21 protein-coding genes are annotated in these 22,011 nt (G+C 42.6%); 13 read left to right on the top strand and 8 right to left on the bottom strand.

The genetic code is table 11. From position 1 onward, the window contains the following. Positions 1 to 71 precede the first annotated feature (71 nt). From metF to dtd, 12 genes are all read left to right on the top strand, one after another. Positions 72 to 938, top strand: coding sequence for a methylenetetrahydrofolate reductase [NAD(P)H] (metF, locus tag MK395_RS06230; RefSeq protein ID WP_268711499.1), 867 nt, complete (start codon positions 72 to 74; stop codon positions 936 to 938). A gap of 580 nt (positions 939 to 1,518) precedes the next feature. After that, positions 1,519 to 3,741, top strand: a complete 2,223-nt coding sequence (gene pnp, locus MK395_RS06225; protein ID WP_268711498.1) for a polyribonucleotide nucleotidyltransferase — start codon at positions 1,519 to 1,521, stop codon at positions 3,739 to 3,741. Between the two features lie 14 nt (positions 3,742 to 3,755). Beyond that, on the top strand, positions 3,756 to 4,373 hold the full coding sequence (gene cysE / locus MK395_RS06220) for a serine O-acetyltransferase (RefSeq protein WP_000539988.1): 618 nt from the start codon (positions 3,756 to 3,758) through the stop codon (positions 4,371 to 4,373). Between the two features lie 11 nt (positions 4,374 to 4,384). Further along, on the top strand, positions 4,385 to 5,251 hold the full coding sequence (locus MK395_RS06215; protein ID WP_000613650.1) for a GNAT family N-acetyltransferase: 867 nt from the start codon (positions 4,385 to 4,387) through the stop codon (positions 5,249 to 5,251). Between the two features lie 4 nt (positions 5,252 to 5,255). Next, complete coding sequence (locus MK395_RS06210) at positions 5,256 to 6,020, top strand: nucleoside phosphorylase (RefSeq protein WP_049477404.1); 765 nt, start codon at positions 5,256 to 5,258, stop codon at positions 6,018 to 6,020. 8 nt (positions 6,021 to 6,028) lie between these two features. After that, on the top strand, positions 6,029 to 6,550 hold the full coding sequence (locus MK395_RS06205; RefSeq protein ID WP_049479098.1) for a dihydrofolate reductase family protein: 522 nt from the start codon (positions 6,029 to 6,031) through the stop codon (positions 6,548 to 6,550). Between the two features lie 17 nt (positions 6,551 to 6,567). Further along, positions 6,568 to 7,911: a cysteine--tRNA ligase gene (cysS, locus tag MK395_RS06200; protein WP_268711497.1), complete on the top strand. Its 1,344-nt coding sequence runs from the start codon at positions 6,568 to 6,570 to the stop codon at positions 7,909 to 7,911. Beyond that, entirely contained in the window at positions 7,904 to 8,290 is a 387-nt protein-coding gene (locus MK395_RS06195; RefSeq protein WP_000567904.1) for a Mini-ribonuclease 3, read from the top strand. Before cysS ends, MK395_RS06195 begins: the two co-directional genes overlap by 8 nt. 3 nt (positions 8,291 to 8,293) lie before the next feature. Continuing rightward, on the top strand, positions 8,294 to 9,163 hold the full coding sequence (locus MK395_RS06190; RefSeq protein ID WP_129326167.1) for a helix-turn-helix domain-containing protein: 870 nt from the start codon (positions 8,294 to 8,296) through the stop codon (positions 9,161 to 9,163). A 112-nt stretch (positions 9,164 to 9,275) separates the two neighbouring features. After that, a complete protein-coding gene (locus MK395_RS06185; protein ID WP_000229944.1) occupies positions 9,276 to 10,406 on the top strand; it encodes an ABC transporter ATP-binding protein in 1,131 nt (376 codons plus the stop codon). 138 nt (positions 10,407 to 10,544) lie between these two features. Further along, entirely contained in the window at positions 10,545 to 12,761 is a 2,217-nt protein-coding gene (locus tag MK395_RS06180) for a RelA/SpoT family protein (RefSeq protein ID WP_001123780.1), read from the top strand. A 29-nt stretch (positions 12,762 to 12,790) separates the two neighbouring features. Further along, positions 12,791 to 13,234 carry a D-aminoacyl-tRNA deacylase gene (gene dtd, locus MK395_RS06175; RefSeq protein ID WP_268711496.1) on the top strand — a complete coding sequence of 148 codons (444 nt, stop codon included), beginning with the start codon at positions 12,791 to 12,793 and terminating at the stop codon, positions 13,232 to 13,234. A 31-nt stretch (positions 13,235 to 13,265) separates the two neighbouring features. Here dtd and MK395_RS06170 read toward each other — a convergent pair whose 3' ends face one another. The 6 genes from MK395_RS06170 to MK395_RS06145 all read right to left on the bottom strand — a co-directional run bounded on the left by MK395_RS06170 (position 13,266) and on the right by MK395_RS06145 (position 17,654). Next, positions 13,266 to 13,679 (bottom strand): hypothetical protein, encoded by a 414-nt coding sequence (locus MK395_RS06170; protein ID WP_268711495.1) that lies wholly within the window; start codon positions 13,677 to 13,679, stop codon positions 13,266 to 13,268. 107 nt (positions 13,680 to 13,786) lie between these two features. Next, complete coding sequence (locus MK395_RS06165; RefSeq protein ID WP_268711494.1) at positions 13,787 to 14,437, bottom strand: metal-dependent transcriptional regulator; 651 nt, start codon at positions 14,435 to 14,437, stop codon at positions 13,787 to 13,789. Positions 14,438 to 14,520: 83 nt separating this feature from the next. Then, on the bottom strand, positions 14,521 to 15,015 hold the full coding sequence (tpx, locus tag MK395_RS06160) for a thiol peroxidase (protein ID WP_042768909.1): 495 nt from the start codon (positions 15,013 to 15,015) through the stop codon (positions 14,521 to 14,523). A 113-nt stretch (positions 15,016 to 15,128) separates the two neighbouring features. Beyond that, positions 15,129 to 16,061 (bottom strand): metal ABC transporter substrate-binding protein, encoded by a 933-nt coding sequence (locus tag MK395_RS06155; protein ID WP_049489570.1) that lies wholly within the window; start codon positions 16,059 to 16,061, stop codon positions 15,129 to 15,131. Positions 16,062 to 16,086: 25 nt separating this feature from the next. Further along, complete coding sequence (locus tag MK395_RS06150; RefSeq protein WP_000634601.1) at positions 16,087 to 16,935, bottom strand: metal ABC transporter permease; 849 nt, start codon at positions 16,933 to 16,935, stop codon at positions 16,087 to 16,089. Then, on the bottom strand, positions 16,932 to 17,654 hold the full coding sequence (locus MK395_RS06145) for a metal ABC transporter ATP-binding protein (protein ID WP_084922055.1): 723 nt from the start codon (positions 17,652 to 17,654) through the stop codon (positions 16,932 to 16,934). Before MK395_RS06145 ends, MK395_RS06150 begins: the two co-directional genes overlap by 4 nt. Before the next feature lie 179 nt (positions 17,655 to 17,833). Between MK395_RS06145 and MK395_RS06140 the strand changes: the two genes are divergently transcribed. Beyond that, the gene (locus tag MK395_RS06140; protein ID WP_049519283.1) at positions 17,834 to 19,726 is read left to right on the top strand and encodes a M13 family metallopeptidase; all 1,893 of its coding nucleotides are present in this window, start codon (positions 17,834 to 17,836) and stop codon (positions 19,724 to 19,726) included. 39 nt (positions 19,727 to 19,765) lie between these two features. Here MK395_RS06140 and MK395_RS06135 read toward each other — a convergent pair whose 3' ends face one another. Beyond that, positions 19,766 to 20,395, bottom strand: a complete 630-nt coding sequence (locus tag MK395_RS06135) for an MBL fold metallo-hydrolase (protein ID WP_084944370.1) — start codon at positions 20,393 to 20,395, stop codon at positions 19,766 to 19,768. A 101-nt stretch (positions 20,396 to 20,496) separates the two neighbouring features. Then, complete coding sequence (locus MK395_RS06130) at positions 20,497 to 21,690, bottom strand: ferredoxin reductase family protein (protein WP_095726208.1); 1,194 nt, start codon at positions 21,688 to 21,690, stop codon at positions 20,497 to 20,499. Positions 21,691 to 22,011 lie beyond the last annotated feature (321 nt).

Below are 22,011 nucleotides of genomic sequence, written 5' to 3'. Positions count from 1 at the left end.
GACTGATCAAGAAACTGCTTGGCCCAAGCCGGCTTAGCAATCATGAAATCAAAAAGAAAAGGATAATGACTATGTCACGCCAAACTCCGTCACTTTCATTTGAAGTGTTCCCTCCAAACCCAGCTGTGGGTAATGATAAGATTATTACTGCTCTTCAAGATATGCAGGAGCTAGCGCCACACTTTATCAGTGTGACGGCTAGCAATAATAAATTTAATATCAAGGAAACGACGGTTCGTTTGGCTGATTTTATCCAGAATGATTTGGCGATTCCAACCATTGCCCACTTGCCAGCTATCTATCTGACCAAGGACAAGGTTGCTGAAACCATTGCAGACTTGGATAAGGTTGGGGTACAGAAAATCTTGGCCTTGCGTGGGGATATTATCCCTGATGTGGAACCACAAAAGGATTTCCGCTATGCAACGGATTTGATCGAGTTCATCAAGGAACAAGCTCCTCACTTTGATATTGTTGGTGCTTGTTATCCAGAAGGGCACCCTGACTCTCCAAACCAGATCTCAGATATCCAAAATCTCAAGAAGAAAGTGGATGCAGGCTGTTCAAGCCTTGTAACCCAACTTTTCTTTGACAATGAGCGCTTCTACGATTTCCAAGACAAGTGTACCTTGGCAGGGATTGATGTTCCTATTCATGCGGGGATCATGCCTATTCTTAACCGTAATCAAGCGCTTCGTCTCTTGAAGACTTGTGAGAATATTCATCTTCCACGTAAATTTAAGGCCATCTTAGACAAGTATGAGCATGACCCTGAGTCGCTCAGAGCAGCAGGACTTGCCTATGCCGTGGATCAGATCGTGGACTTGGTAACTCAGGATGTCGCAGGTGTGCATCTCTACACCATGAACAATGCTGAAACAGCAAAATACATCCACCAAGCAACCCATGCCTTGTTTAACCATCAGTCTTTAGGATAATAAAAAGCAAACCATTCTTCTCAGGTGAGGGGAATGGTTCCTTTTTAATAGAAAAGCCCGCACTTTTTAAGAAAAATATGATAAAATAGACTCTGTACGTACTTGATACAAAGATGAGGGTATAAAAGTTTTAAAGGCTTTGTCGATTCTCAATTTTATGATAGAAATTTTTTCATAATTTGTTCTTTTCAGTATTTAGTTTGAGCGACACGAACGAGTCAAATCGATGTTATTTGACGAGAGAGTTAGTAAAGCATTTAGCTAATCGCCTAATAGCGATTAGCGTGAAAGGATTAGATGCTTTAGCATCAAACCTTTCTAATGATTTGTATCTTGAAAGTTGAACACGGGCTAAATCCCTAGTGAAAAAGATAGATTTCCTGGTGTGCATCGCACACTGCGTCAATTTATGCTATCATGAGTAATTGAACCCGGCCGAAAAGCTGTGTAAAAAAGATAAACTGTCTTGTCTTCATCGAAGACTTCGCCAGTTTCCTATTTTTACTTTGCTTTTTGCGACCTTAGTATCTTGATCTTTGTAGGCAAGGCGTATAATTTCATCAATCCAAAGGGGATTAAAATGACAAAACAAGTGTTTCAAACGACTTTTGCGGGTCGTGAGTTAATCGTAGAGACTGGTCAGGTTGCTAAGCAAGCAAATGGCGCAGTTGTTGTGCGTTACGGTGAGTCAACTGTCTTGACTGCGGCAGTTATGTCTAAGAAGATGGCAACTGGGGATTTCTTCCCACTTCAAGTTAACTACGAAGAAAAAATGTATGCGGCTGGGAAGTTTCCTGGTGGCTTTATGAAACGTGAAGGGCGTCCTTCGACAGATGCAACTTTGACAGCACGTTTGATTGACCGTCCAATCCGTCCTATGTTTGCGGAAGGTTTCCGTAATGAAGTCCAAGTCATCAACACAGTTCTTTCTTACGATGAAAATGCTTCTGCACCAATGGCAGCAATGTTTGGTTCATCCTTGGCACTTTCTATCTCAGATATTCCGTTTGACGGACCAATCGCTGGAGTACAAGTGGGTTATGTAGATGGCCAAATCATCATCAACCCTACTCAAGAACAAGCAGAGCGTTCGCTTCTTGAATTGACAGTAGCTGGGACCAAACACGCTATCAACATGGTGGAGTCTGGTGCCAAAGAATTGTCAGAAGAGATTATGTTGGAAGCTCTTCTCAAAGGACATGAAGCTGTTAAAGAATTGATTGCCTTCCAAGAAGAAATCGTTGCAGCAGTTGGTAAAGAAAAAGCAGAAGTTGAATTGCTTCACGTAGATGCTGAATTACAGGCTGAAATCATCGCAGCCTACAACAGTGACCTCCAAAAAGCGGTTCAAGTAGAAGAAAAACTGGCTCGTGAAGCTGCAACTCAAGCAGTTAAAGACCAAGTGACTGCTGTTTACGAAGAAAAATATGCAGACCACGAAGAATGTGACCGCATCATGCGTGATGTGGCTGAAATCTTGGAACAAATGGAACATGCTGAAGTGCGCCGTTTGATCACAGAAGATAAGGTTCGTCCTGACGGCCGTAAAGTCGATGAAATTCGTCCTTTGGATGCGGTTGTTGACTTCCTTCCTCGTGTGCATGGTTCCGGTCTCTTCACTCGTGGACAAACTCAAGCTCTTTCAGTTTTGACCTTGGCTCCGATGGGAGAAACGCAAATCATCGATGGTTTGGACCCAGAGTACAAGAAACGCTTTATGCACCACTATAACTTCCCTCAATACTCTGTAGGGGAAACAGGTCGTTATGGTGCACCAGGTCGTCGTGAAATCGGTCACGGTGCTCTTGGTGAGCGTGCCCTTGCTCAAGTCTTGCCAAGCTTGGAAGAATTCCCATACGCGATTCGCTTGGTAGCTGAGGTCTTGGAATCAAACGGTTCTTCATCTCAAGCCTCTATCTGTGCGGGAACTCTTGCCCTTATGGCTGGTGGTGTGCCAATCAAGGCGCCAGTAGCTGGTATTGCCATGGGTCTCATCTCCGACGGAAACAACTACACAGTATTGACAGATATCCAAGGTTTGGAAGACCACTTTGGTGACATGGACTTTAAGGTTGCCGGTACTCGTGACGGGATTACAGCCCTTCAAATGGATATCAAGATCCAAGGAATCACTGCAGAAATCTTGACAGAAGCCCTTGCCCAATCCAAGAAAGCGCGTTTTGAAATCCTTGATGTGATTGAAGAAACGATTCCAGAAGTTCGTCCAGAATTGGCTCCAACTGCTCCGAAAATTGATACCATTAAGATTGATGTTGATAAGATCAAGATTGTCATCGGTAAAGGTGGAGAAACGATTGATAAAATTATCGCTGAAACAGGCGTTAAGATTGATATCGACGAAGAAGGAAATGTATCTATCTACTCTAGTGACCAAGATGCTATCAACCGTACCAAAGAAATCATTGCTGGTTTAGTTCGTGAGGCTAAAGTCGATGAAGTATACCATGCCAAGGTTGTTCGTATCGAGAAATTCGGTGCCTTTGTCAACCTCTTTGATAAGACAGATGCACTTGTGCACATTTCTGAAATGGCTTGGACACGTACCAATAATGTAGAAGATTTAGTTCAAATTGGTGATTTTGTAGATGTAAAGGTTATTAAGATCGATGAAAAAGGTCGTGTAGATGCTTCTATGAAGGCACTCTTGCCACGTCCGCCAAAACCTGAACGTTCAGAAGAAAAAGGGGATAAAGGTCATCGTCATGGCGATCGTCCTCGTCACCACCACAAGGACCACAAACCTAAGAAAGAAACTACAGAAACACCAAAAGACTCAGAATAAGAAAGGAGAAATGTATGGGATGGTGGCGTGAAACCATTGATATCGTAAAAGAAAATGATCCAGCGGCTCGCACTACCTTGGAAGTCTTGCTGACCTATCCGGGTGTCAAAGCCTTGGCTGCTCACCGTCTCTCTCATTTTCTCTGGAAACATGGCTTTAAGCTTTTAGCTCGTATGCACAGCCAGTTTTGGCGTTTTTGGACGCAGATAGAGATTCACCCTGGTGCTCAGATCGAATCAGGTGTCTTTATTGACCATGGAGCAGGACTTGTGATTGGGGAGACAGCTATCGTTGAAAAAGGTGTTCTTCTCTACCATGGGGTTACTCTTGGAGGGACAGGTAAGGATAGTGGCAAACGCCATCCGACTGTTCGTAAAGGGGCGCTGATTTCGGCCCACGCTCAGGTGATTGGCCCTATTGAAATTGGAGAGAAAGCCAAAGTTGGGGCGGGTGCAGTGGTTGTATCTGATGTACCTAGTGATGTGACGGTTGTCGGTATTCCGGCCAGGATCGTCCGTGTTCATGGTGAGAAAGACGAGCCAACCATTCACGAGGTAGAGGAGAAACGGAAATACTATCTAGACAAGCTAGAGCATGCCCGTGAAGCCAGCCACAGATCGTCTGGTTTGTAGAGGATAGCTATATGATTCAAGCAAGAAACAAGTTAAGCCAAGAGGAGTTATCTGAGGCGAAAAAACTAATTAACTGTTGCCAAAACTATGACAGTACCTATCGTGATCCCTATCTCTCTAACATGCTTAATTTTGATCCAAACATGCCCGCCTTTTTCCTTTATTATGAAAAAGGCGAACTTGTTGGTTTATTAACTGTCTATGCAGATGACCAAGATGTAGAAGTGACGATACTGGTTCATCCAGATCATCGCCGTCAGGGGATTGCGCGTGCATTGTTTACTAGTTTTGAGAGAGAAACAGCTTCTTTTCCGATTCATTCAGTTACTTTTCAGACAGAGCGTGTTTTTCTAGACCGCCATCCTGATTTTGTCAGCAACTGGGGATTGGTCGAGGACGAGGATACAGAAACCTGGTTAGGCAAGGATAGAAGGCCTTATCCGTTAGAAAAGCTTTCCAATCTGGAAGTTATGTTAGCAGATAGTTCGTATCAAGATCAAATTAGTCAGTTAAAATTTCAGGTATTTTCAGAGGAACATGAATCGAGAGAAGTTGTGGATAGATATGTCGCTGAAGCTCTGAAAGATCCGGAAAGTCGCTTATATATTTTATTAAAAAACGGTCAGGTCATTGGAACTTGCACGATTGATTTATCGAGCGATACGAATTACTTCTACGGTTTAGCAATATCGGAACCTGAACGTGGAAAAGGCTATGGAAGCTATTTAGCAAAATCCCTTGTCAACCAACTAATTGAGCAAAATGACAAGGAATTTCAGATTGCCGTGGAAGATAGCAACGTAGGTGCCAAGCGCTTGTATGAAAAAATCGGCTTTATCAAACAGACACAGGTAGTTTATCTGAATGAGAAAGAATAGAAAAATGCTATTAGAAGAATTCGAAAATGTACCTGCTGTTATCGAACCAACTGATCGAAGTATTCGTGATGGTGGAGAAGTCTGTGACACGATTATTTTATCTTTTAATGGAGAAATCGTTGAACGAGTAAAGCAGTTTGAAGATGTTTATGAAGGTGGCTATCTAACCAATCTAAATGGTAGATTTCCATGGTATATCTATGAAAAAGATGGGAGTAAGGTAGCCGTTGCTATAGCTACGATTGGAGCCCCGATGGTTGTTGGACTCTTAGAAGAACTCAAAGCAAGAGGATTTAAGAACTTTGTTGTTTTGGGTTCTTGCGGAGTTCTAGATCAGTCTATTCAGGCAGATAAGATTATCCTACCAAGTTCAGCTCTACGTGATGAAGGTACAAGTTACCATTACGCTCCTCCAAGTGATGAGATAGCTTATGATGAAACTTTGCTCTTAACTATGGAAGAAGCTTTGAACAAATCTTGCGTCGAGCATATCCGCACCAAGTCTTGGACGACTGATGCCTTTTATCGAGAAACGCCTGATAAGGTCAAGCGTCGCTTGGCTGCTGGAGCCAAAGTGGTGGACATGGAAGCTTCAGCTATCATGGCTTGGAGTCAATTTCGCAAGAGTAAAGTCTATCAGTTCTTCTACACAGCTGACTATGTGGATCATCATAACCGAACCTGGGATGCCCGCCATAAAGAGCGGACAGCTGATGCCATGACTTTTTTCACTATCGCTTTGACAATAGCAAAGGAACTAGAAAGGTAACTACAAGAATGGCAGTATATTTTTACGGCTGTATCACTATGGATGGCTACTTGGCAGACAGTCAGCATAGGATAGACTGGCTGCATCAGCTTGGTTCTGTAGAGGATACAGGCTATGATGACTTTTACAGGCAAATGGATATCACCATCATGGGCAAGCGGACCTTTGAGGAAATCCAAGATTTACAAGATGTAGAAAGTTTTTATCAAGCTACGGAAAACTATGTCTTTACGCATGATAGGCACCTGCCTGTCAGCAATTACCAGCCAGTAGCTGGGGATGTGGTGGACTTTGTTCAGCAGATTGACAAAGGCAAAAATGTCTTTGTGATTGGTGGTAATTCCTTGGTAGGACCGCTCTTGGATGCGAATCTTTTCGACCACCTCATTATTCAGATAGCACCCCTTATCCTAGGAAAGGGGGTTCCCCTCTTTACCCAAGAGGAGGGGCAGCGCTTTTACCAACTGGATAGCCTCAGACAATTTGGCCCTTTTGCAGAGCTGGTTTTCAGCCGAAAAAGTCAGAAATAGAGAAGGGAGTGGACTGCATGATTAAAATTTACGACACCATGTCTCGTGATTTGCGAGAATTTGTCTCAATCGAGGACGGAAAGGTTAAGATGTATGTTTGTGGGCCAACCGTTTACAACTATATCCACGTGGGGAATGCTCGTTCAACGGTAGCCTTTGATACCATTCGTCGCTACTTTGAATATCGTGGCTACGAAGTTTCCTATATTTCCAATTTTACGGATGTGGATGATAAGATTATCAATCGTGCCAAAGAAGAAGGCATCACGCCTCAAGAAGTTGCGGACAAGTACATCGCTGCCTTTCGTGAGGATGTGACAGCCTTGGGCGTGAAACCTGCGACTCGTCATCCGCGTGTTGTAGAGTTTATGGCGGACATCATCCGCTTTGTGGAAGACTTGATTGAAAAAGGCTTTGCCTACGAGAGTCAAGGGGATGTCTATTTCCGTGTAGAAAAATCACATAACTATGCTAAGTTGGCCAATAAAACCTTGGAAGATTTGGAGCTGGGTGCTTCAGGTCGTACCGATGAAGAAACGGCTCGCAAGGAAAATCCTGTAGACTTTGCTCTTTGGAAAGCTGCAAAACCAGGCGAGATTTCTTGGAACAGTCCTTGGGGACCTGGTCGTCCGGGTTGGCATATCGAGTGTTCGGTCATGTCGACAGAGATTTTGGGCGATACCATTGATATTCACGGTGGTGGAGCCGATCTGGAGTTTCCGCATCACACCAATGAAATTGCCCAGTCAGAAGCCAAAACAGGCAAGACTTTCGCCAATTACTGGATGCACAATGGCTTTGTCAATATCGATAATGTCAAGATGTCCAAGTCCTTGGGCAACTTTATAACCGTACACGATGCCCTTAAAACTCTTGATGGGCAAGTGTTGCGTTTCTTCTTTGCCACTCAGCATTACCGTAAGCCTATCAACTTTACGGAAAAAGCAGTGCGTGATGCCGAGACCAATCTTAAGTATCTAAAAAACACTTATGAGCAACCATTTTCTGGGACTGTAGATGCTCAAGAGTTACAGGCTTTTAAAGATAAGTTTGTTGCCGCTATGGATGAGGATTTCAACTCTGCAAATGGTATCACAGTTGTCTTTGAAATGGCCAAATGGATCAACTCTAGCAACTATGATGCAAGTGTTAAAGAAGCTCTTGCGGCTATGTTAGAGGTCTTTGGGATTGTCTTTGTTGAGGAAGTTTTGGATGCAGACATTGAAGCCTTGATCCAAAAGCGCCAAGAAGCGCGTGCCAATCGTGACTTTGCGACAGCAGACCAAATCCGTGACCAATTGGCTGCTCAAGGAATTAAGCTCCTTGACACCAAGGATGGAGTGAGGTGGACTCGTGATTGATGTCAATCTCATTAACGGGATTGCGCTTGCCTTCGAAGGAGATGCAGTTTATTCCATGTATATCCGTCGCCATCTCATCCTTAAAGGCATGACCAAGCCCAATAAACTCCACCAAGAGGCGACCAAGTATGTATCTGCCAAGGCTCAGGCTCACTTGATTGCCCTCATGTTGGAGGAGCAAGTCCTGACGGAAAAAGAAGAAGAAATCTATAAACGTGGTCGCAATACCAATAGTCATACAAAGGCTAAAAATGCTGATGTCGTGACTTATCGCATGTCTACAGGTTTTGAAGCAGTCATGGGCTATCTCCATCTGACTGAAAATGTGGAGCGTCTAGAGACCATAATTTCTTGGTGCATCCAAAAAGTGGAGGGCTAGGATATGATTGCAAAGGAATTACAAGACTGGTTTCCTGAAGCTCAGATTTCAGATCAGCCAGTAGAGAAACCAGGCTATCTTACTCTTCCTTTAGCTTCTCAGCAGTGGATTTTGCTGGAGGAAGCTGGTCTCAGTGAGCGTGAAAAGCAGTTGGTTGCCCTTTTGACCCAGCAAGAGCAGGCTCGTTCACTCAATCCTTGGTATCCCTATCTGATCGAGGGGAAGGGGCAGGCACCGCAAACTTTCAAAAAGATTCAGCTGGTTTATTGCCATCTTTCCTATTTCCAACAGGAAAATCTATCCTCTTGGCTAGATATGATGCAAACTCTCTTTCCCAACTGCCGGACAGTATTGCAGGTCGGGGCTCAGGATTATGTATTTGTGCTTCAACAAGATAAGTATACCTCTGTTCGCTCAATCTTATCTGATACGATGGAAGCGGTTGAGTATGACTTTGGCCTTCGTCTGTCTATCATGTTGGGGCAGGTGTGGTCTCAGACAGGCTATCAAGCCCTATCAGACTTGATCAAAGCGGAGCGGGATTTGTTTAAGACTTGGTGGCGTCAGGGTCACCAAGGTGTACACACCTTTTCACAACTCTATCTTTGGAGTATGGGAGAAAGACTAGTGGACCTGAAGGTAATCAAGGAATGCCTGCACCAGATGATCTTGGATCAGGATCAGATTCAGGAAATCATTCTCTCTCTTTGGGAAAACAGTGCTGTTCTGACTAAAACAGCCCAGCAACTCTATCTGCATCGCAATTCTCTCCAATACAAGATTGATAGATGGGAAGAATTGACAGGGCTACAGTTGAAGGAATTGACCGACCTGACCTTGTGTTATCAGTTGATTTTACCAGATATTCTCTAAAGTTTTGTGCAAGTTGCACAGAACTTTTTTGTTTTTTTGGTCACCTTGCCATAGAAAAGTAAAGCGTTTTCATCTATAATAAAACTATCAAAAGACAAAAGGAGTTTACCTCATGGTAGAATTGAATCTTAAAAATATTTACAAAAAATATCCAAACAGCGAACACTACTCAGTTGAAGACTTCAACTTGGACATCAAAGATAAGGAATTTATCGTTTTCGTAGGTCCTTCAGGATGTGGTAAATCAACAACTCTTCGTATGATTGCTGGTCTTGAAGATATCACAGAAGGTACTGCATCTATCGATGGCGTGGTTGTCAACGACGTAGCTCCAAAAGACCGTGACATCGCCATGGTATTTCAAAACTACGCTCTTTACCCACACATGACTGTATATGACAACATGGCTTTCGGTTTGAAATTGCGCAAATACAGCAAAGAAGACATCGACAAACGTGTACAAGAAGCTGCAGCAATCCTTGGCTTGAAAGAGTTCTTGGATCGTAAACCTGCTGACCTTTCTGGTGGTCAACGTCAACGTGTTGCTATGGGTCGTGCTATCGTCCGTGATGCAAAAGTGTTCTTGATGGATGAACCTTTGTCTAACTTGGATGCCAAACTTCGTGTATCCATGCGTGCTGAAATTGCGAAAATCCACCGTCGTATCGGAGCTACAACTATCTACGTAACCCACGACCAAACAGAAGCGATGACACTTGCAGACCGTATCGTTATCATGTCAGCAACTAAGAACCCTGCTGGTACAGGTACTATCGGACGTGTTGAACAAATCGGTACCCCTCAAGAAGTTTACAAAAACCCAGTTAACAAATTTGTAGCAGGATTTATCGGAAGCCCAGCTATGAACTTCATCAATGTAAAATTGGTTGGTAGCGAAATTGTTTCTGACGGTTTCCGCTTGAAAGTTCCAGAAGGTGCTTTGAAAGTTCTTCGTGACAAAGGCTACGAAGGAAAAGAATTGATTTTCGGTATCCGTCCAGAAGATGTGAATGCAGAACCTGCTTTCCTTGAAACATTCCCAGAATCAGTTGTTAAAGCAACTATCTCTGTATCAGAATTGCTTGGTTCAGAATCTCACCTTTACTGCCAAGTCGGTAAAGACGAATTTGTTGCAAAAGTGGATGCTCGTGACTACTTGCAAACAGGCGCAACAGTTGAACTTGGATTTGACTTGAACAAAGCACACTTCTTTGACGTAGAAACTGAAAAAACAGTCTACTAAGCAAATGAAATGTCAAAACACTGCTCGAGAAATCTGGCAGTGTTTTTTTAATGATTGGTATTGGCATAAAAACAGGCTTTTCTAGTTTTCATATCCTTAAAAAAGTGATAAAATGGTAGGAAGAATTGGAGAGTATAGATGCCGAAAGAAGTGAATTTGACGGGCGATCAGGTAGTCGCTTTAACGAGAGAATATTTAACAAAGGAAGACGTTGCTTTTGTACAAAAAGCATTGATTTACGCAGTTGATTGTCATAGTGGGCAGTTTCGGAAATCAGGTGAGCCCTATATTATCCATCCTATTCAGGTAGCAGGAATTCTGGCTAAGCTCAAGCTGGATGCCGTAACGGTTGCCTGTGGTTTTTTGCATGACGTTGTTGAAGACACAGATGCGACACTGGATGATCTAGAGAGAGAGTTTGGTCATGATGTTCGGATTATCGTTGATGGGGTGACCAAGCTTGGTAAGGTTGAGTACAAATCACTCGAGGAACAATTGGCTGAAAATCACCGCAAGATGCTTATGGCCATGTCAGAGGATATCCGTGTTATCTTGGTTAAATTATCGGACCGTTTGCACAATATGCGGACTCTCAAACACCTGAGAAAGGACAAGCAAGAACGTATCTCCAGAGAAACCATGGAAATTTACGCACCACTTGCTCATCGTCTAGGGATTTCCAGTGTCAAGTGGGAGTTGGAAGATCTATCTTTCCGTTACCTCAATCCAACTGAGTTTTACAAGATCACCCACATGATGAAGGAAAAACGCAGAGAACGTGAGGCTTTGGTCGATGAAGTTGTAACCAAGTTGGAAGAGTACGCTACAGAAAGAAATCTCAAAGGGAAAATCTATGGTCGTCCTAAGCATATCTATTCGATCTACCGCAAGATGCAGGATAAGAAGAAACGCTTTGAGGAGATTTATGACCTGATTGCCATTCGCTGTATCTTAGATACCCAGAGTGATGTTTACGCTATGCTGGGTTATGTGCATGAACTTTGGAAACCCATGCCAGGCCGCTTCAAAGACTATATCGCTAATCGGAAGGCCAATGGTTACCAGTCTATCCATACGACTGTTTATGGGCCAAAAGGGCCGATTGAATTCCAGATTCGGACCAAGGAAATGCACGAGGTGGCTGAGTACGGGGTAGCAGCTCACTGGGCTTATAAGAAAGGCATTAAAGGGCAGGTCAACAGCAAGGAATCTGCTATTGGAATGAACTGGATCAAGGAGATGATGGAGCTCCAAGACCAGGCTGATGATGCAAAGGAATTTGTGGACTCTGTTAAAGAAAACTATCTGGCGGAGGAGATTTACGTCTTTACTCCTGATGGTGCGGTTCGCTCCCTACCAAAAGATTCAGGACCGATTGACTTTGCCTATGAGATCCATACCAAAGTCGGTGAAAAAGCGACTGGTGCCAAGGTCAATGGCCGTATGGTTCCACTGACAACCAAGCTCAAGACAGGGGATCAGGTTGAAATTATCACCAATCCCAACTCCTTTGGTCCGAGTCGTGACTGGCTCAACATGGTCAAGACCAGCAAGGCGCGCAACAAGATTCGTCAGTTCTTTAAAAATCAAGACAAGGAATTATCCGTTAACAAGGGCCGTGAAATGTTGATGGCCCAATTCCAAGAAAACGGCTATGTAGCCAATAAATTCATGGACAAGCGTCACATGGACGAGGTTCTTCAAAAGACCAGCTACAAGACAGAGGAAGCCCTCTATGCAGCCATTGGTTTTGGAGAAATTGGCGCTATTACCGTCTTTAACCGTTTGACTGAAAAGGAACGCCGCGAGGAAGAACGTGCCAAGGCCAAGGCGGAAGCAGAAGAGCTTGTCAAAGGTGGCGAAGTTAAGGTTGAAAATAAAGAAACCCTCAAGGTCAAGCATGAGGGTGGTGTGGTCATTGAAGGGGCTTCAGGTCTCCTAGTTCGGATTGCTAAGTGTTGCAATCCAGTGCCAGGTGACGACATTGTCGGCTACATTACTAAGGGACGCGGTGTAGCTATTCACCGTGTGGATTGTATGAATCTCCGTGCCCAAGAAAACTATGAGCAACGTCTCCTTGATGTGGAATGGGAAGATCAATTCTCAAGCAAGGAATACACTGCCCACATCGATATCTATGGTCTCAACCGTACAGGACTCTTAAATGATGTTCTGCAAGTTCTCTCCAACACAACCAAGAATATCTCAACCGTTAATGCTCAACCAACCAAGGATATGAAATTTGCTAATATCCATGTCTCATTTGGTATTTCCAACCTCTCTACACTGACCACAGTCGTGGATAAGATTAAGAGTGTGCCAGAGGTTTACTCTGTTAAACGGACTAATGGCTAATTGTCCTAGCTCTTACTAGAAAGGCTATTATGAAAATCATTATCCAACGGGTTAAAAAAGCTCAAGTCAGTATCGAAGGTCAGGTTCATGGAAAGATCAATCAGGGACTCTTATTGCTGGTCGGTGTTGGTCCAGAGGACCAAGAGGAAGATTTGGACTATGCTGTGAGAAAGCTCGTCAACATGCGGATTTTTTCAGACGCAGAAGGCAAGATGAATCTGTCTGTTAAGGATATTGGGGGCGAAATCCTTTCTATTTCTCAGTTTACCCTCTTTGCAGATACTAAGAAGGGCAATCGTCCAGCCTTTACAGGTGCAGCCAAGCCTGATAGGGCAGCTGCCTTCTATGACACTTTCAACCAAAAGCTAGCTCAGGAAGTGCCCGTTCAGAAAGGTATCTTTGGAGCGGATATGCAGGTAGAGCTGGTCAATGACGGACCGGTCACCATTATCCTTGATACAAAAAATAGATAAGAAAACCAAGCCTTGTCGGCTTGGTTTTTGTTTAGAAACACTCCCATAAAGAAATGTGTTTGTTGTAAAAGTCGGGATAGTTTTCTCTTAGGTAGTTAGCTGTCATATAATAAAAAGTAGAATGGCAAGAAGTGACGATTGGCATAAGAGCGGAAAATCGCTGAAAACTAGTGAAGGCTAAAAGGACAAATAATAGAAAGTCAATGGTGAGAACTCCTAAATAGTAGAAGCGAATCTTTTTATTGATTCGAGGATAAATCTCAGGGAAATGATGTTTGAGTCGGAAAACCAAGCGAAATAGCAGTAATCCCTGAGCAAGGATTAAAATGAATCCAGAGAGTAGGAGCCAGTCTACAGAGAGATCGGTTTTGGAGATAAAAATTGCTAATAGTAGCAAATCGCTGACTGCAATAGCTGCAAAATGGATTCTAAAGAGCTTTTTCATAGGATGACCTCCCTCTTTTATCTACCTTCATTCTACACCAAATGAATGGAAGTTGCAACTAACATAATAAAAAATCCCTGAAAGGAATTTCTTTCAGGGATAAGGGGTTAGTTGATTTTTTCGACATAGAGTTGTTTGGCGATATCCATACTAACTTGGAGGTCTTCGTTTTTGTTAACCAGAGTAAAGCTATTGGAAAAGCCATCAAACTGCTTGATTTGAAGTTGGTCACCGATATGAATTGCGTGCTTTTCTAGATATTTGAGTAGTTCAAAGCTATCATGAACGCGAGTCAGGAGATAGGTTCCTGCTTCTTGCACGGCTGCTAGTGGCAGATTATTGATTTCAACCAAGAGTTCTCCCTCGGCTGGTATGGTTCCACCGTGGGGGCAGGTTTGAGGGAAACCAAGCAGTTTATCCAGTCTCTTTACAAATAGGTCAGAGACAGTGTGCTCTAGGACCTCAGCTTCTTCGTGGATTTGATCGCTAGTATAGTCTAGATGGTGAACTAGAAAGACTTCAATCAAACGGTGTTTACGATAGAGCTCAGAGACCAGTTTGAGGCCAATATCTGTCAATAGATAGCCGTTCTCCTTATCCTTGAGGATGAGATTTTCACTTTTCATGCGTTTGATCATCTCTGTTACAGCAGGCGGAGAGACCTGCATACGGGCAGCAATTTCTTTGTTGGTGATTTTTTGCATGTCCGTACCGATTTCATAAATACATTTTAAATAATCTTCTTTATTTGGAGTCATTCGTTTCCTCTTGTATATTCTCTCCATCTAGTATACCAAAAAAAGCTAGATTTCTCTAGCTTTCTGTCATAATGCTTGTGATTTTAGTCTAGTTCTTTAACTGCAGTAATAGCAGCTTCAAAGTTTGGCTCCGTGTTGATATTGTCAACGTATTCTACATAACGGATGACATTGTCAGTATCGAGAACAAAGACGGCACGTGCAAGGAGATGCCATTCGTTGATCAAGAGGGCATAATCACGTCCGAAAGAATGGTCAAAGTAGTCTGAAAGCATGATGGCATTGTCAAGGCCTTCAGCCCCACACCAGCGTCCTTGGGCAAATGGTAGGTCCATAGAAACGGTAAGAACGACGGTATTATCAAGGCTAGCAAGTTCCTGGTTGAAGCGACGTGTTTGCGTTGAGCAGATACCAGTATCGATAGAAGGGACAACACTCAAGACTTTTTTCTTTCCATCAAAGTCAGCTAGCGTTTTTTTAGAGAGATCGGTTGTCGTAAGAGAAAAGTCAAGTGCCTTGTCTCCGACTTGCAGTTGTTTACCTGTAAAAGTTACAGGATTTCCGAGAAAAGTGGTCATGAAACTACTCCATTCTTTTTTCTTTTATTTTACCGAGAATTGTCAGATTTTTCCAATGATTTGACCGGAAATTGAAAAAACGCCAATTCGGTGAGAATGACGTTTTTAATGGATTATTTTGACAAACCTTCAGCAATCTTGTCAAGGTTGTATTTCATCATGTTGTAGTAGCTGTCACCTTCTTTACCTTCTTCAGCGATTGAGTCAGTAAAGATTTGTGCGTAAATTGGAATATTTGTGTCTTGTGAAACAGTCTTCATTGGACGGTCATCGACACTTGATTCAACAAAGAGGGATGGAACTTTTGTTTGGCGAAGCTTTTCAACCAAGGTCTTGATTTGTTCCGGTGTTCCTTCTTCTTCTGTGTTGATTTCCCAGATGTAGGCACTTGGAACTCCGTAAGCTTTAGAGAAGTATTTGAAGCATCCTTCGCTGGTTACAATGAGTTTTTTCTCAGCAGGGATATTGTTAAATTTCTCTTTGGCTTCCTTGTCCAGTTTGTCTAGCTTTTCAGTATAGTCTTTGAGATTTTTTTCGTAGAATTCCTTGTTGCTAGGGTCTTTTGCAATCAACTGTTTAGCGATATTTTTAGCAAAGATAATTCCATTTTCAAGGTTGAGCCAAGCGTGTGGGTCTTCTTTGCCTTTCTCGTTTTGACCCTCAAGGTAGATGATGTCTACACCGTCACTAACTGCATAGTAGTCTTTGTTTTCAGTTTTCTTGGCATTTTCGACCAATTTGGTAAACCAAGCATTGCCACCTGTTTCAAGGTTGATACCGTTATAGAAAATGAGGTCAGCCTCAGAAGTTTTCTTTACGTCTTCAGGAAGTGGTTCGTACTCGTGTGGGTCTTGACCAACAGGAACGATACTATGAAGATCAATCTTGTCACCAGCGATATTTTTAGTAATATCAGCAATGATAGAGTTAGTCGCTACAACCTTTAGTTTTTGGTTTGTAGATGCTGTATCTTTTTTCCCACTAGCACAGGCAGCTAATCCAATGATAGAAAGAAAAAGAACGAGCAATGTACCTAATTTTTTCATTAGATTCCTCCAGAAGGGTTTCCCCTTATTTATTGATTTTTTTATTTTTTAGTTTCAAGTATCGTTGCTTTGGAGAGATAAAGAAACTGATTAAGAAGAAGCTGGCAGATGTGAGCACGATGCTGGATCCTGCTGCGAGGTTGAAGCTATAGCCGATAAAGAGTCCCAAAACAGAAGCGGTTGCCCCTAGGGTTGATGAAAGAAAAATCATGCTCTTTAGGCTATTCGCATAAAGGTAAGCCGTCGCAGCTGGGGTGATCAACATGGCCACGATAAGAATCGTTCCAACACTTTGCATGGCAGTGACTGACACAAGGGTCAAGAGCACCATGAGTAGATAGTGATAGAAATTAACAGGCATTCCCATGGCTTTAGCCAAAAGCTCGTCAAAGGATGTAATCAATAGTTGTTTAAAGAAAATCCCGATAATCAAGAGAATCAATGCCCCCACACCAATGGTGATCCACATGTCCGTATCTTGGACAGCGAGGATATTCCCAAAAAGGATATGGAAGAGGTCTGTCGAACTCTTGGCAACACTAATCAAGATGACACCTAAGGCTAAGAAAGATGAAAAGGTAATACCAATGGCAGTGTCACTCTTGATGATAGAGTTACCCTTGATGTAGGTAATGATGATGGAAGCCATCAAGCCAAAGATGATCGCTCCAATAAAGAAATCAATTCCCAGGATAAAGGAAAGGGCTACGCCGGGCAAAACTGCGTGAGAGATGGCATCCCCCATGAGAGACATTCCACGTAAGATGATAAAACATCCCACGGCTCCAGCAACCACCCCGATGACTATAGCTGTTATCAGGGCATTTTGTAGGAAATGGAAATGTTGCAATCCATCGATAAATTCTACTATCATAGGTCACCTCCATTAAAGAAGAGCTTACTACCATAAGCTTTTTTGAGATTGGCTTCGGTAAAGGTTTCTTCAGTTGAACCAATAGCAACCAATTCTCGATTGAGAAGCATAACTTGGTCGAAATAATGAGGGACTTTGCTGAGGTCATGATGGACGATGAGAACTGTTTTACCAGCTTTTTTAAGGTCTCTCAGTGTATTCATGATAATCTCTTCACTGATCGAGTCAATCCCGACAAAAGGCTCATCTAAAAAGATGTAGTCAGCTTCCTGCACTAAGCAGCGGGCAATCAAAACACGTTGGAATTGTCCTCCAGAGAGCTGACTGATTTGGCGATCAGCATAGTCTGAGAGTCCAACGATTTCAAGTGCATCCGCCACTTTTTTCCAGTGGCTGGCCTTTAAAGTGTGGAAGAGCGGGATAGATGGATAGAGTCCCAGTGAGACACATTCCTTGACCTTGATAGGGAAATTGTAGTCGATATGGATTTTTTGCTCGACATAGGCAACTCGATGTAAAGATTTCTTGACTTCTTTGTCATCGAGAAAGGCCTGACCTTCGTGTGGGATAATTCCCAACATACTTTTTAATAAAGTTGATTTTCCAGCACCGTTTGGACCAATAATTCCGGTAATCGTTGGTCCGTGGAGCACTAGTGAAATATCCTTTAGTGCCAACGTTTCTTTGTAGGAGACACTGAGGTTTTCGATACGTATCATACAGTTATTTTCCTCCTGTCTTTTAATATACATTAAAAAAAAAATTAAGTCAAGTTAATTTTTAAAAAATTTAAAATAATAACTGAAAAATGAAGAAAAAAGAGAGACCATTTTTAATTGCATTCCCAAGTGTTTTTTGCTAAGCTAAGAATAAGTGAAAAAATGAAAGCGAGAACAAGATGACACGTTATCAAGACGATTTTTATGATGCAATCAATGGAGAATGGGAAAAAACAGCTGTTATTCCAGCTGATAAATCTCGAACAGGTGGCTTTATTGACCTTGATGAGGAAATTGAAGAGTTAATGCTGGCAACTACGGACAAGTGGTTGGAAGGCGAAGATGTTCCAGAGGACGCTATCCTCGCAAATTTTGTTAAGTACCATCGTATGGTACGTGATTTTGATAAGAGGGATGCAGATGGAATCAAGCCTGTCCTTCCTCTGCTCAAGGAATACCAAGATTTGGAGAGCTTTGCAGATTTTACCAGCAAACTGGCAGAGTTTGAACTAGCAGGTAAACCAAACTTCCTTCCATTTGGAGTATCACCAGACTTTATGGATGCCAGAACCAATGTTCTCTGGGCAAGTGCACCAGGAACTATCTTGCCAGATACAACCTACTATGCTGAAGACCATCCTCAACGTGAGGAGCTCTTGACGCTTTGGAAGGAAAGTAGCGCAAATCTTCTCAAAGCCTATGATTTTTCAGATGAGGAAATCGAAGACTTACTAGAGAAGAGATTGGAATTGGACCGTCGTATCGCAGCAGTGGTTCTTTCAAACGAAGAAAGTTCAGAATATGCCAAACTCTACCATCCATACGCTTATGAAGATTTCAAGAAATTTGCCCCTGCCCTACCTTTGGATGATTTCTTCCAAGCAGTTCTTGGACAAACTCCAGATAAGGTTATCGTAGATGAGGAACGTTTCTGGCAAGCAGCAGACCAATTTTATAGTGAAGAAGCGTGGCCTTTGCTTAAGGCAACCTTGATTTTGGCTGTGGTCAATCTTTCAACCAGCTATCTCACAGACGAGATTCGTGTCCTATCAGGTGCCTATGGACGTGCCCTTTCAGGTGTTCCAGAAGCTCAGGACAAGGTCAAGGCAGCCTATCACTTGGCCCAAGGTCCCTTTAAGCAAGCCCTTGGTCTCTGGTATGCGCATGAAAAATTCTCCCCAGAAGCTAAGGCAGACGTAGAGAAAAAAGTGGCGACTATGATTGATGTTTATAAGGAACGTTTGGCTAAGAATGACTGGCTCACTCCTGAAACGCGTGATAAGGCTATTGTCAAACTCAATGTCATCAAGCCTTATATCGGTTATCCAGAGGAATTGCCAGCCCGCTACAAGGACAAGGTAGTGGACGAAACTGCCAGTCTCTTTGAGAATGCCCTAGCCTTTGCGCGTGTGGAAATCAAGCACAGCTGGAGCAAGTGGAACCAGCCAGTTGACTACAAGGAGTGGGGCATGCCAGCACACATGGTTAATGCCTACTACAATCCTCAGAAGAACTTGATTGTTTTCCCAGCTGCCATTTTACAGGCTCCATTCTATGACTTGCATCAGTCATCTTCAGCCAACTATGGTGGTATCGGAGCAGTTATCGCTCACGAAATTTCTCATGCCTTTGATACAAATGGAGCTTCCTTTGATGAAAATGGTAGCCTCAAGGATTGGTGGACAGAGAGTGACTATACTGCCTTTAAGGAAAAAACTCAGAAAGTTATCGACCAGTTTGATGGTCAAGAATCTTATGGTGCCACTATAAATGGTAAGTTGACAGTTTCAGAAAACGTTGCTGACCTTGGAGGAATTGCTGCAGCCCTTGAAGCTGCTAAGAGAGAGCCAGACTTCTCTGCTGAAGAATTCTTCCACAACTTTGCTCGTATCTGGCGTATGAAAGGCCGTCCGGAGTTGATGAAACTCATGGCCAGTGTCGATGTGCACGCGCCTGCTAAACTCCGTGTCAATGTCCAAGTACCAAACTTCGATGACTTCTTTACAACTTATGATGTCAAAGAAGGCGACGGTATGTGGCGTTCACCAGAGGATCGTGTGATTATTTGGTAAGACAAAAACCAAGGATTTTCTTCCTTGGTTTTTTGCTTGCTAGAAAAAAGGATTAAAGGTCTTTTCGTGAGCGATAGTCGTAGCTGGACCATGACCAGGATAGACATCGTAGTTAGGAAGAGTGAAGAGTTGCGTCTGAATGCTATGGAGGAGTTGTTCCGTGCTACCTGTAGGAAGGTCTGTTCGTCCGATGGTTTCTCGGAATAGGGCATCTCCCGTCAAGACTAGATGGGCATCAGGAAAGACGATAGAAACACCGCCGATAGAGTGCCCTGGGGTTGGTAGAACTGTAAAACGAAATTCCTCAAGCTGGTATTCCTCATGAAAGACAAAGGTGTGCTCTGCAGGTTTTGCGACCACATCTGCCAGATCATCATGACGAGGGAGACCAGAGAGATTATCTATAGGTGTATAAAGCCAAGATGCTTCACTCTCTGCTACATAAACTGGAGGATTTCCAAAAGTATCACGAACCAAGTCCAGACTCATAATATGGTCGTAGTGGGTGTGGGTCAGGAGAATCGCGCAGACTGGTTTGTTGATTTTTTCGATAGTCATGCGGATAGCTTCCCAATGGCTACCTGGGTCAACCACAATCAGGTGTTGGTCTCCTTCCAGATAATAAGTGTTTTCATAAGCAACGGGATTCACGGTTTTATGGATTTTCATACTGGCTCCAATCTCAAAGAATGTATTAAACTAAGTATAGCATAGAAGAGAGAAATAAAGTGAAAAGAAAGTCCCTCTTTTGTGTTAGAGGGACAATGATCTTATTTAAACTTGAAACCTTCGTAAATGAGTTTTGTTTTGGGATTCTTTTTCTTGATTTGCTTGGCAAGGGCCTTCATCATAGGAAGCGGTCCACACATATAAACAGTAGTCTGGTCAGGGATTTCTTCTTGATCCAAAGTCAGGTATCCTTTTTCATTGCTATCGATCAGCTGCAGGTCAAAGTTAGCATTTTGACGGGCGTAGTCACGAAGTAGATCTAGGTAGACAGCATTTTCCTCTCCACGGAAACTATAGTAGAAGCGGACGTTCCTGTCTAGGATAGGGTGTTCTCGGATATAAGAGATGAAAGGTGTCATTCCAATTCCACCTGCAATCCAGATTTGCTGCTTTGGACCATGTTCCATAGTCATATGCCCATAGGCGCGATCAACTGCAACCTTGCTACCAACTTGAAGATTATCATAGATATTTTTGGTGTGGTCACCAGAGTTTTTTATCGTAAAATAAAGAGTTCGTCCTTGTCCCCCAGAGATGGAGAAAGGGTGTGGAGCAGTCTCAAAACCTTTTTGGAAAATTTTTAGAAAGGCAAATTGTCCATATTCGTAGGTGAAAGGATGACTGAGCTCTATTTCAATTTCAGTCGTGTCGTGGTTGAGGCGTTTGATTCCTACGATTTTTCCAAGATAGGTGAAACCGATCTTTTGATAAAGGAAAATAATATAAAATCCTGCAAGCAAGCCTAAAATAGCATAGATTCCAAAGATAAGACCTAGGAAACTAAAGGAGAGGAGACGATTTCCCATGATCATCAAAACATGAAAAAGGCCAAAGATATAGGCTAGATAAACCAATCGATGAATCCATCTCCATGCTTCATACTGGATATATTGTCCCAGATAGGCAACCAGAACAATGCTGATAAAGATATAGATAGCGATATTTCCAAACTGTGCGGCCAAATGCGAACCCCAGAGACCGCCCATGCTAAAGTTGTGTAGGGTTAGTAGGAGAATGGATAGAAAAGCGGTGAATTTATGAGCTAGATACATCTTTTCAAGTCCGTTAAACCAAGTTTCAAGTAAGGGTAAACGGCTAGCTAGTATAAAAGTAAGTGAGAGCGTAGTGAGAGCTAAACCAGGGATTAGAAACTGACTGGCACCTGAACTGAGCCAAGCTAGGATCGTCAGAAGCATACTAAGTCCGATAAATAAAATACCTTTTAATGATTTCATAGTAGAAGTCCTTTCATGGATTTATCTTATATTAGATGTAATAAGATTTGTTACATTTTAACAAAAAATGAATCTGTAGTCAAGGTTTAGGGTCTCGGCCTCTAAGTCAAATTTTCATGATAATCTATAAATAACGGCTAAGAAATATACTGTTAGATTTGTGTACTTCTTATAGAATTTTTTTGTTATAACAATGTAAGTGTGGGAAAAATTTAACTTCTACAAAACTCTAAAAAATAAATTGATACATAAAAGTGTATTTTATTTAATTATCGGATAAGCGACACCTGAAATTTACATGATGTAAACCTCTGTGAGTAT

Source organism: Streptococcus oralis (assembly GCF_026782085.1).
Lineage (GTDB): Bacteria > Bacillota > Bacilli > Lactobacillales > Streptococcaceae > Streptococcus > Streptococcus oralis_DA.
The sequence above is the reverse complement of the archived record's forward strand: the minus strand, read 5'-3'. Positions and strand labels throughout refer to the sequence as shown.

Excerpts from the sequence above, each read along its gene's own strand:
- MK395_RS06130 (WP_095726208.1), bottom strand. The coding sequence starts at position 21,690 with ATGAAATCATTAAAAGGTATTTTATTTATCGGACTTAGTATGCTTCTG.
- MK395_RS06145 (WP_084922055.1), bottom strand. The coding sequence starts at position 17,654 with ATGATACGTATCGAAAACCTCAGTGTCTCCTACAAAGAAACGTTGGCA.
- MK395_RS06150 (WP_000634601.1), bottom strand. The coding sequence starts at position 16,935 with ATGATAGTAGAATTTATCGATGGATTGCAACATTTCCATTTCCTACAA.
- MK395_RS06155 (WP_049489570.1), bottom strand. The coding sequence starts at position 16,061 with ATGAAAAAATTAGGTACATTGCTCGTTCTTTTTCTTTCTATCATTGGA.
- MK395_RS06185 (WP_000229944.1), top strand. The coding sequence starts at position 9,276 with ATGGTAGAATTGAATCTTAAAAATATTTACAAAAAATATCCAAACAGC.
- MK395_RS06165 (WP_268711494.1), bottom strand. The coding sequence starts at position 14,437 with ATGACTCCAAATAAAGAAGATTATTTAAAATGTATTTATGAAATCGGT.
- metF (WP_268711499.1), top strand. The coding sequence starts at position 72 with ATGTCACGCCAAACTCCGTCACTTTCATTTGAAGTGTTCCCTCCAAAC.
- MK395_RS06135 (WP_084944370.1), bottom strand. The coding sequence starts at position 20,395 with ATGAAAATCCATAAAACCGTGAATCCCGTTGCTTATGAAAACACTTAT.
- MK395_RS06140 (WP_049519283.1), top strand. The coding sequence starts at position 17,834 with ATGACACGTTATCAAGACGATTTTTATGATGCAATCAATGGAGAATGG.
- MK395_RS06190 (WP_129326167.1), top strand. The coding sequence starts at position 8,294 with ATGATTGCAAAGGAATTACAAGACTGGTTTCCTGAAGCTCAGATTTCA.
- MK395_RS06180 (WP_001123780.1), top strand. The coding sequence starts at position 10,545 with ATGCCGAAAGAAGTGAATTTGACGGGCGATCAGGTAGTCGCTTTAACG.
- MK395_RS06205 (WP_049479098.1), top strand. The coding sequence starts at position 6,029 with ATGGCAGTATATTTTTACGGCTGTATCACTATGGATGGCTACTTGGCA.
- MK395_RS06210 (WP_049477404.1), top strand. The coding sequence starts at position 5,256 with ATGCTATTAGAAGAATTCGAAAATGTACCTGCTGTTATCGAACCAACT.
- pnp (WP_268711498.1), top strand. The coding sequence starts at position 1,519 with ATGACAAAACAAGTGTTTCAAACGACTTTTGCGGGTCGTGAGTTAATC.
- MK395_RS06215 (WP_000613650.1), top strand. The coding sequence starts at position 4,385 with ATGATTCAAGCAAGAAACAAGTTAAGCCAAGAGGAGTTATCTGAGGCG.
- MK395_RS06170 (WP_268711495.1), bottom strand. The coding sequence starts at position 13,679 with ATGAAAAAGCTCTTTAGAATCCATTTTGCAGCTATTGCAGTCAGCGAT.
- cysE (WP_000539988.1), top strand. The coding sequence starts at position 3,756 with ATGGGATGGTGGCGTGAAACCATTGATATCGTAAAAGAAAATGATCCA.
- dtd (WP_268711496.1), top strand. The coding sequence starts at position 12,791 with ATGAAAATCATTATCCAACGGGTTAAAAAAGCTCAAGTCAGTATCGAA.
- tpx (WP_042768909.1), bottom strand. The coding sequence starts at position 15,015 with ATGACCACTTTTCTCGGAAATCCTGTAACTTTTACAGGTAAACAACTG.
- cysS (WP_268711497.1), top strand. The coding sequence starts at position 6,568 with ATGATTAAAATTTACGACACCATGTCTCGTGATTTGCGAGAATTTGTC.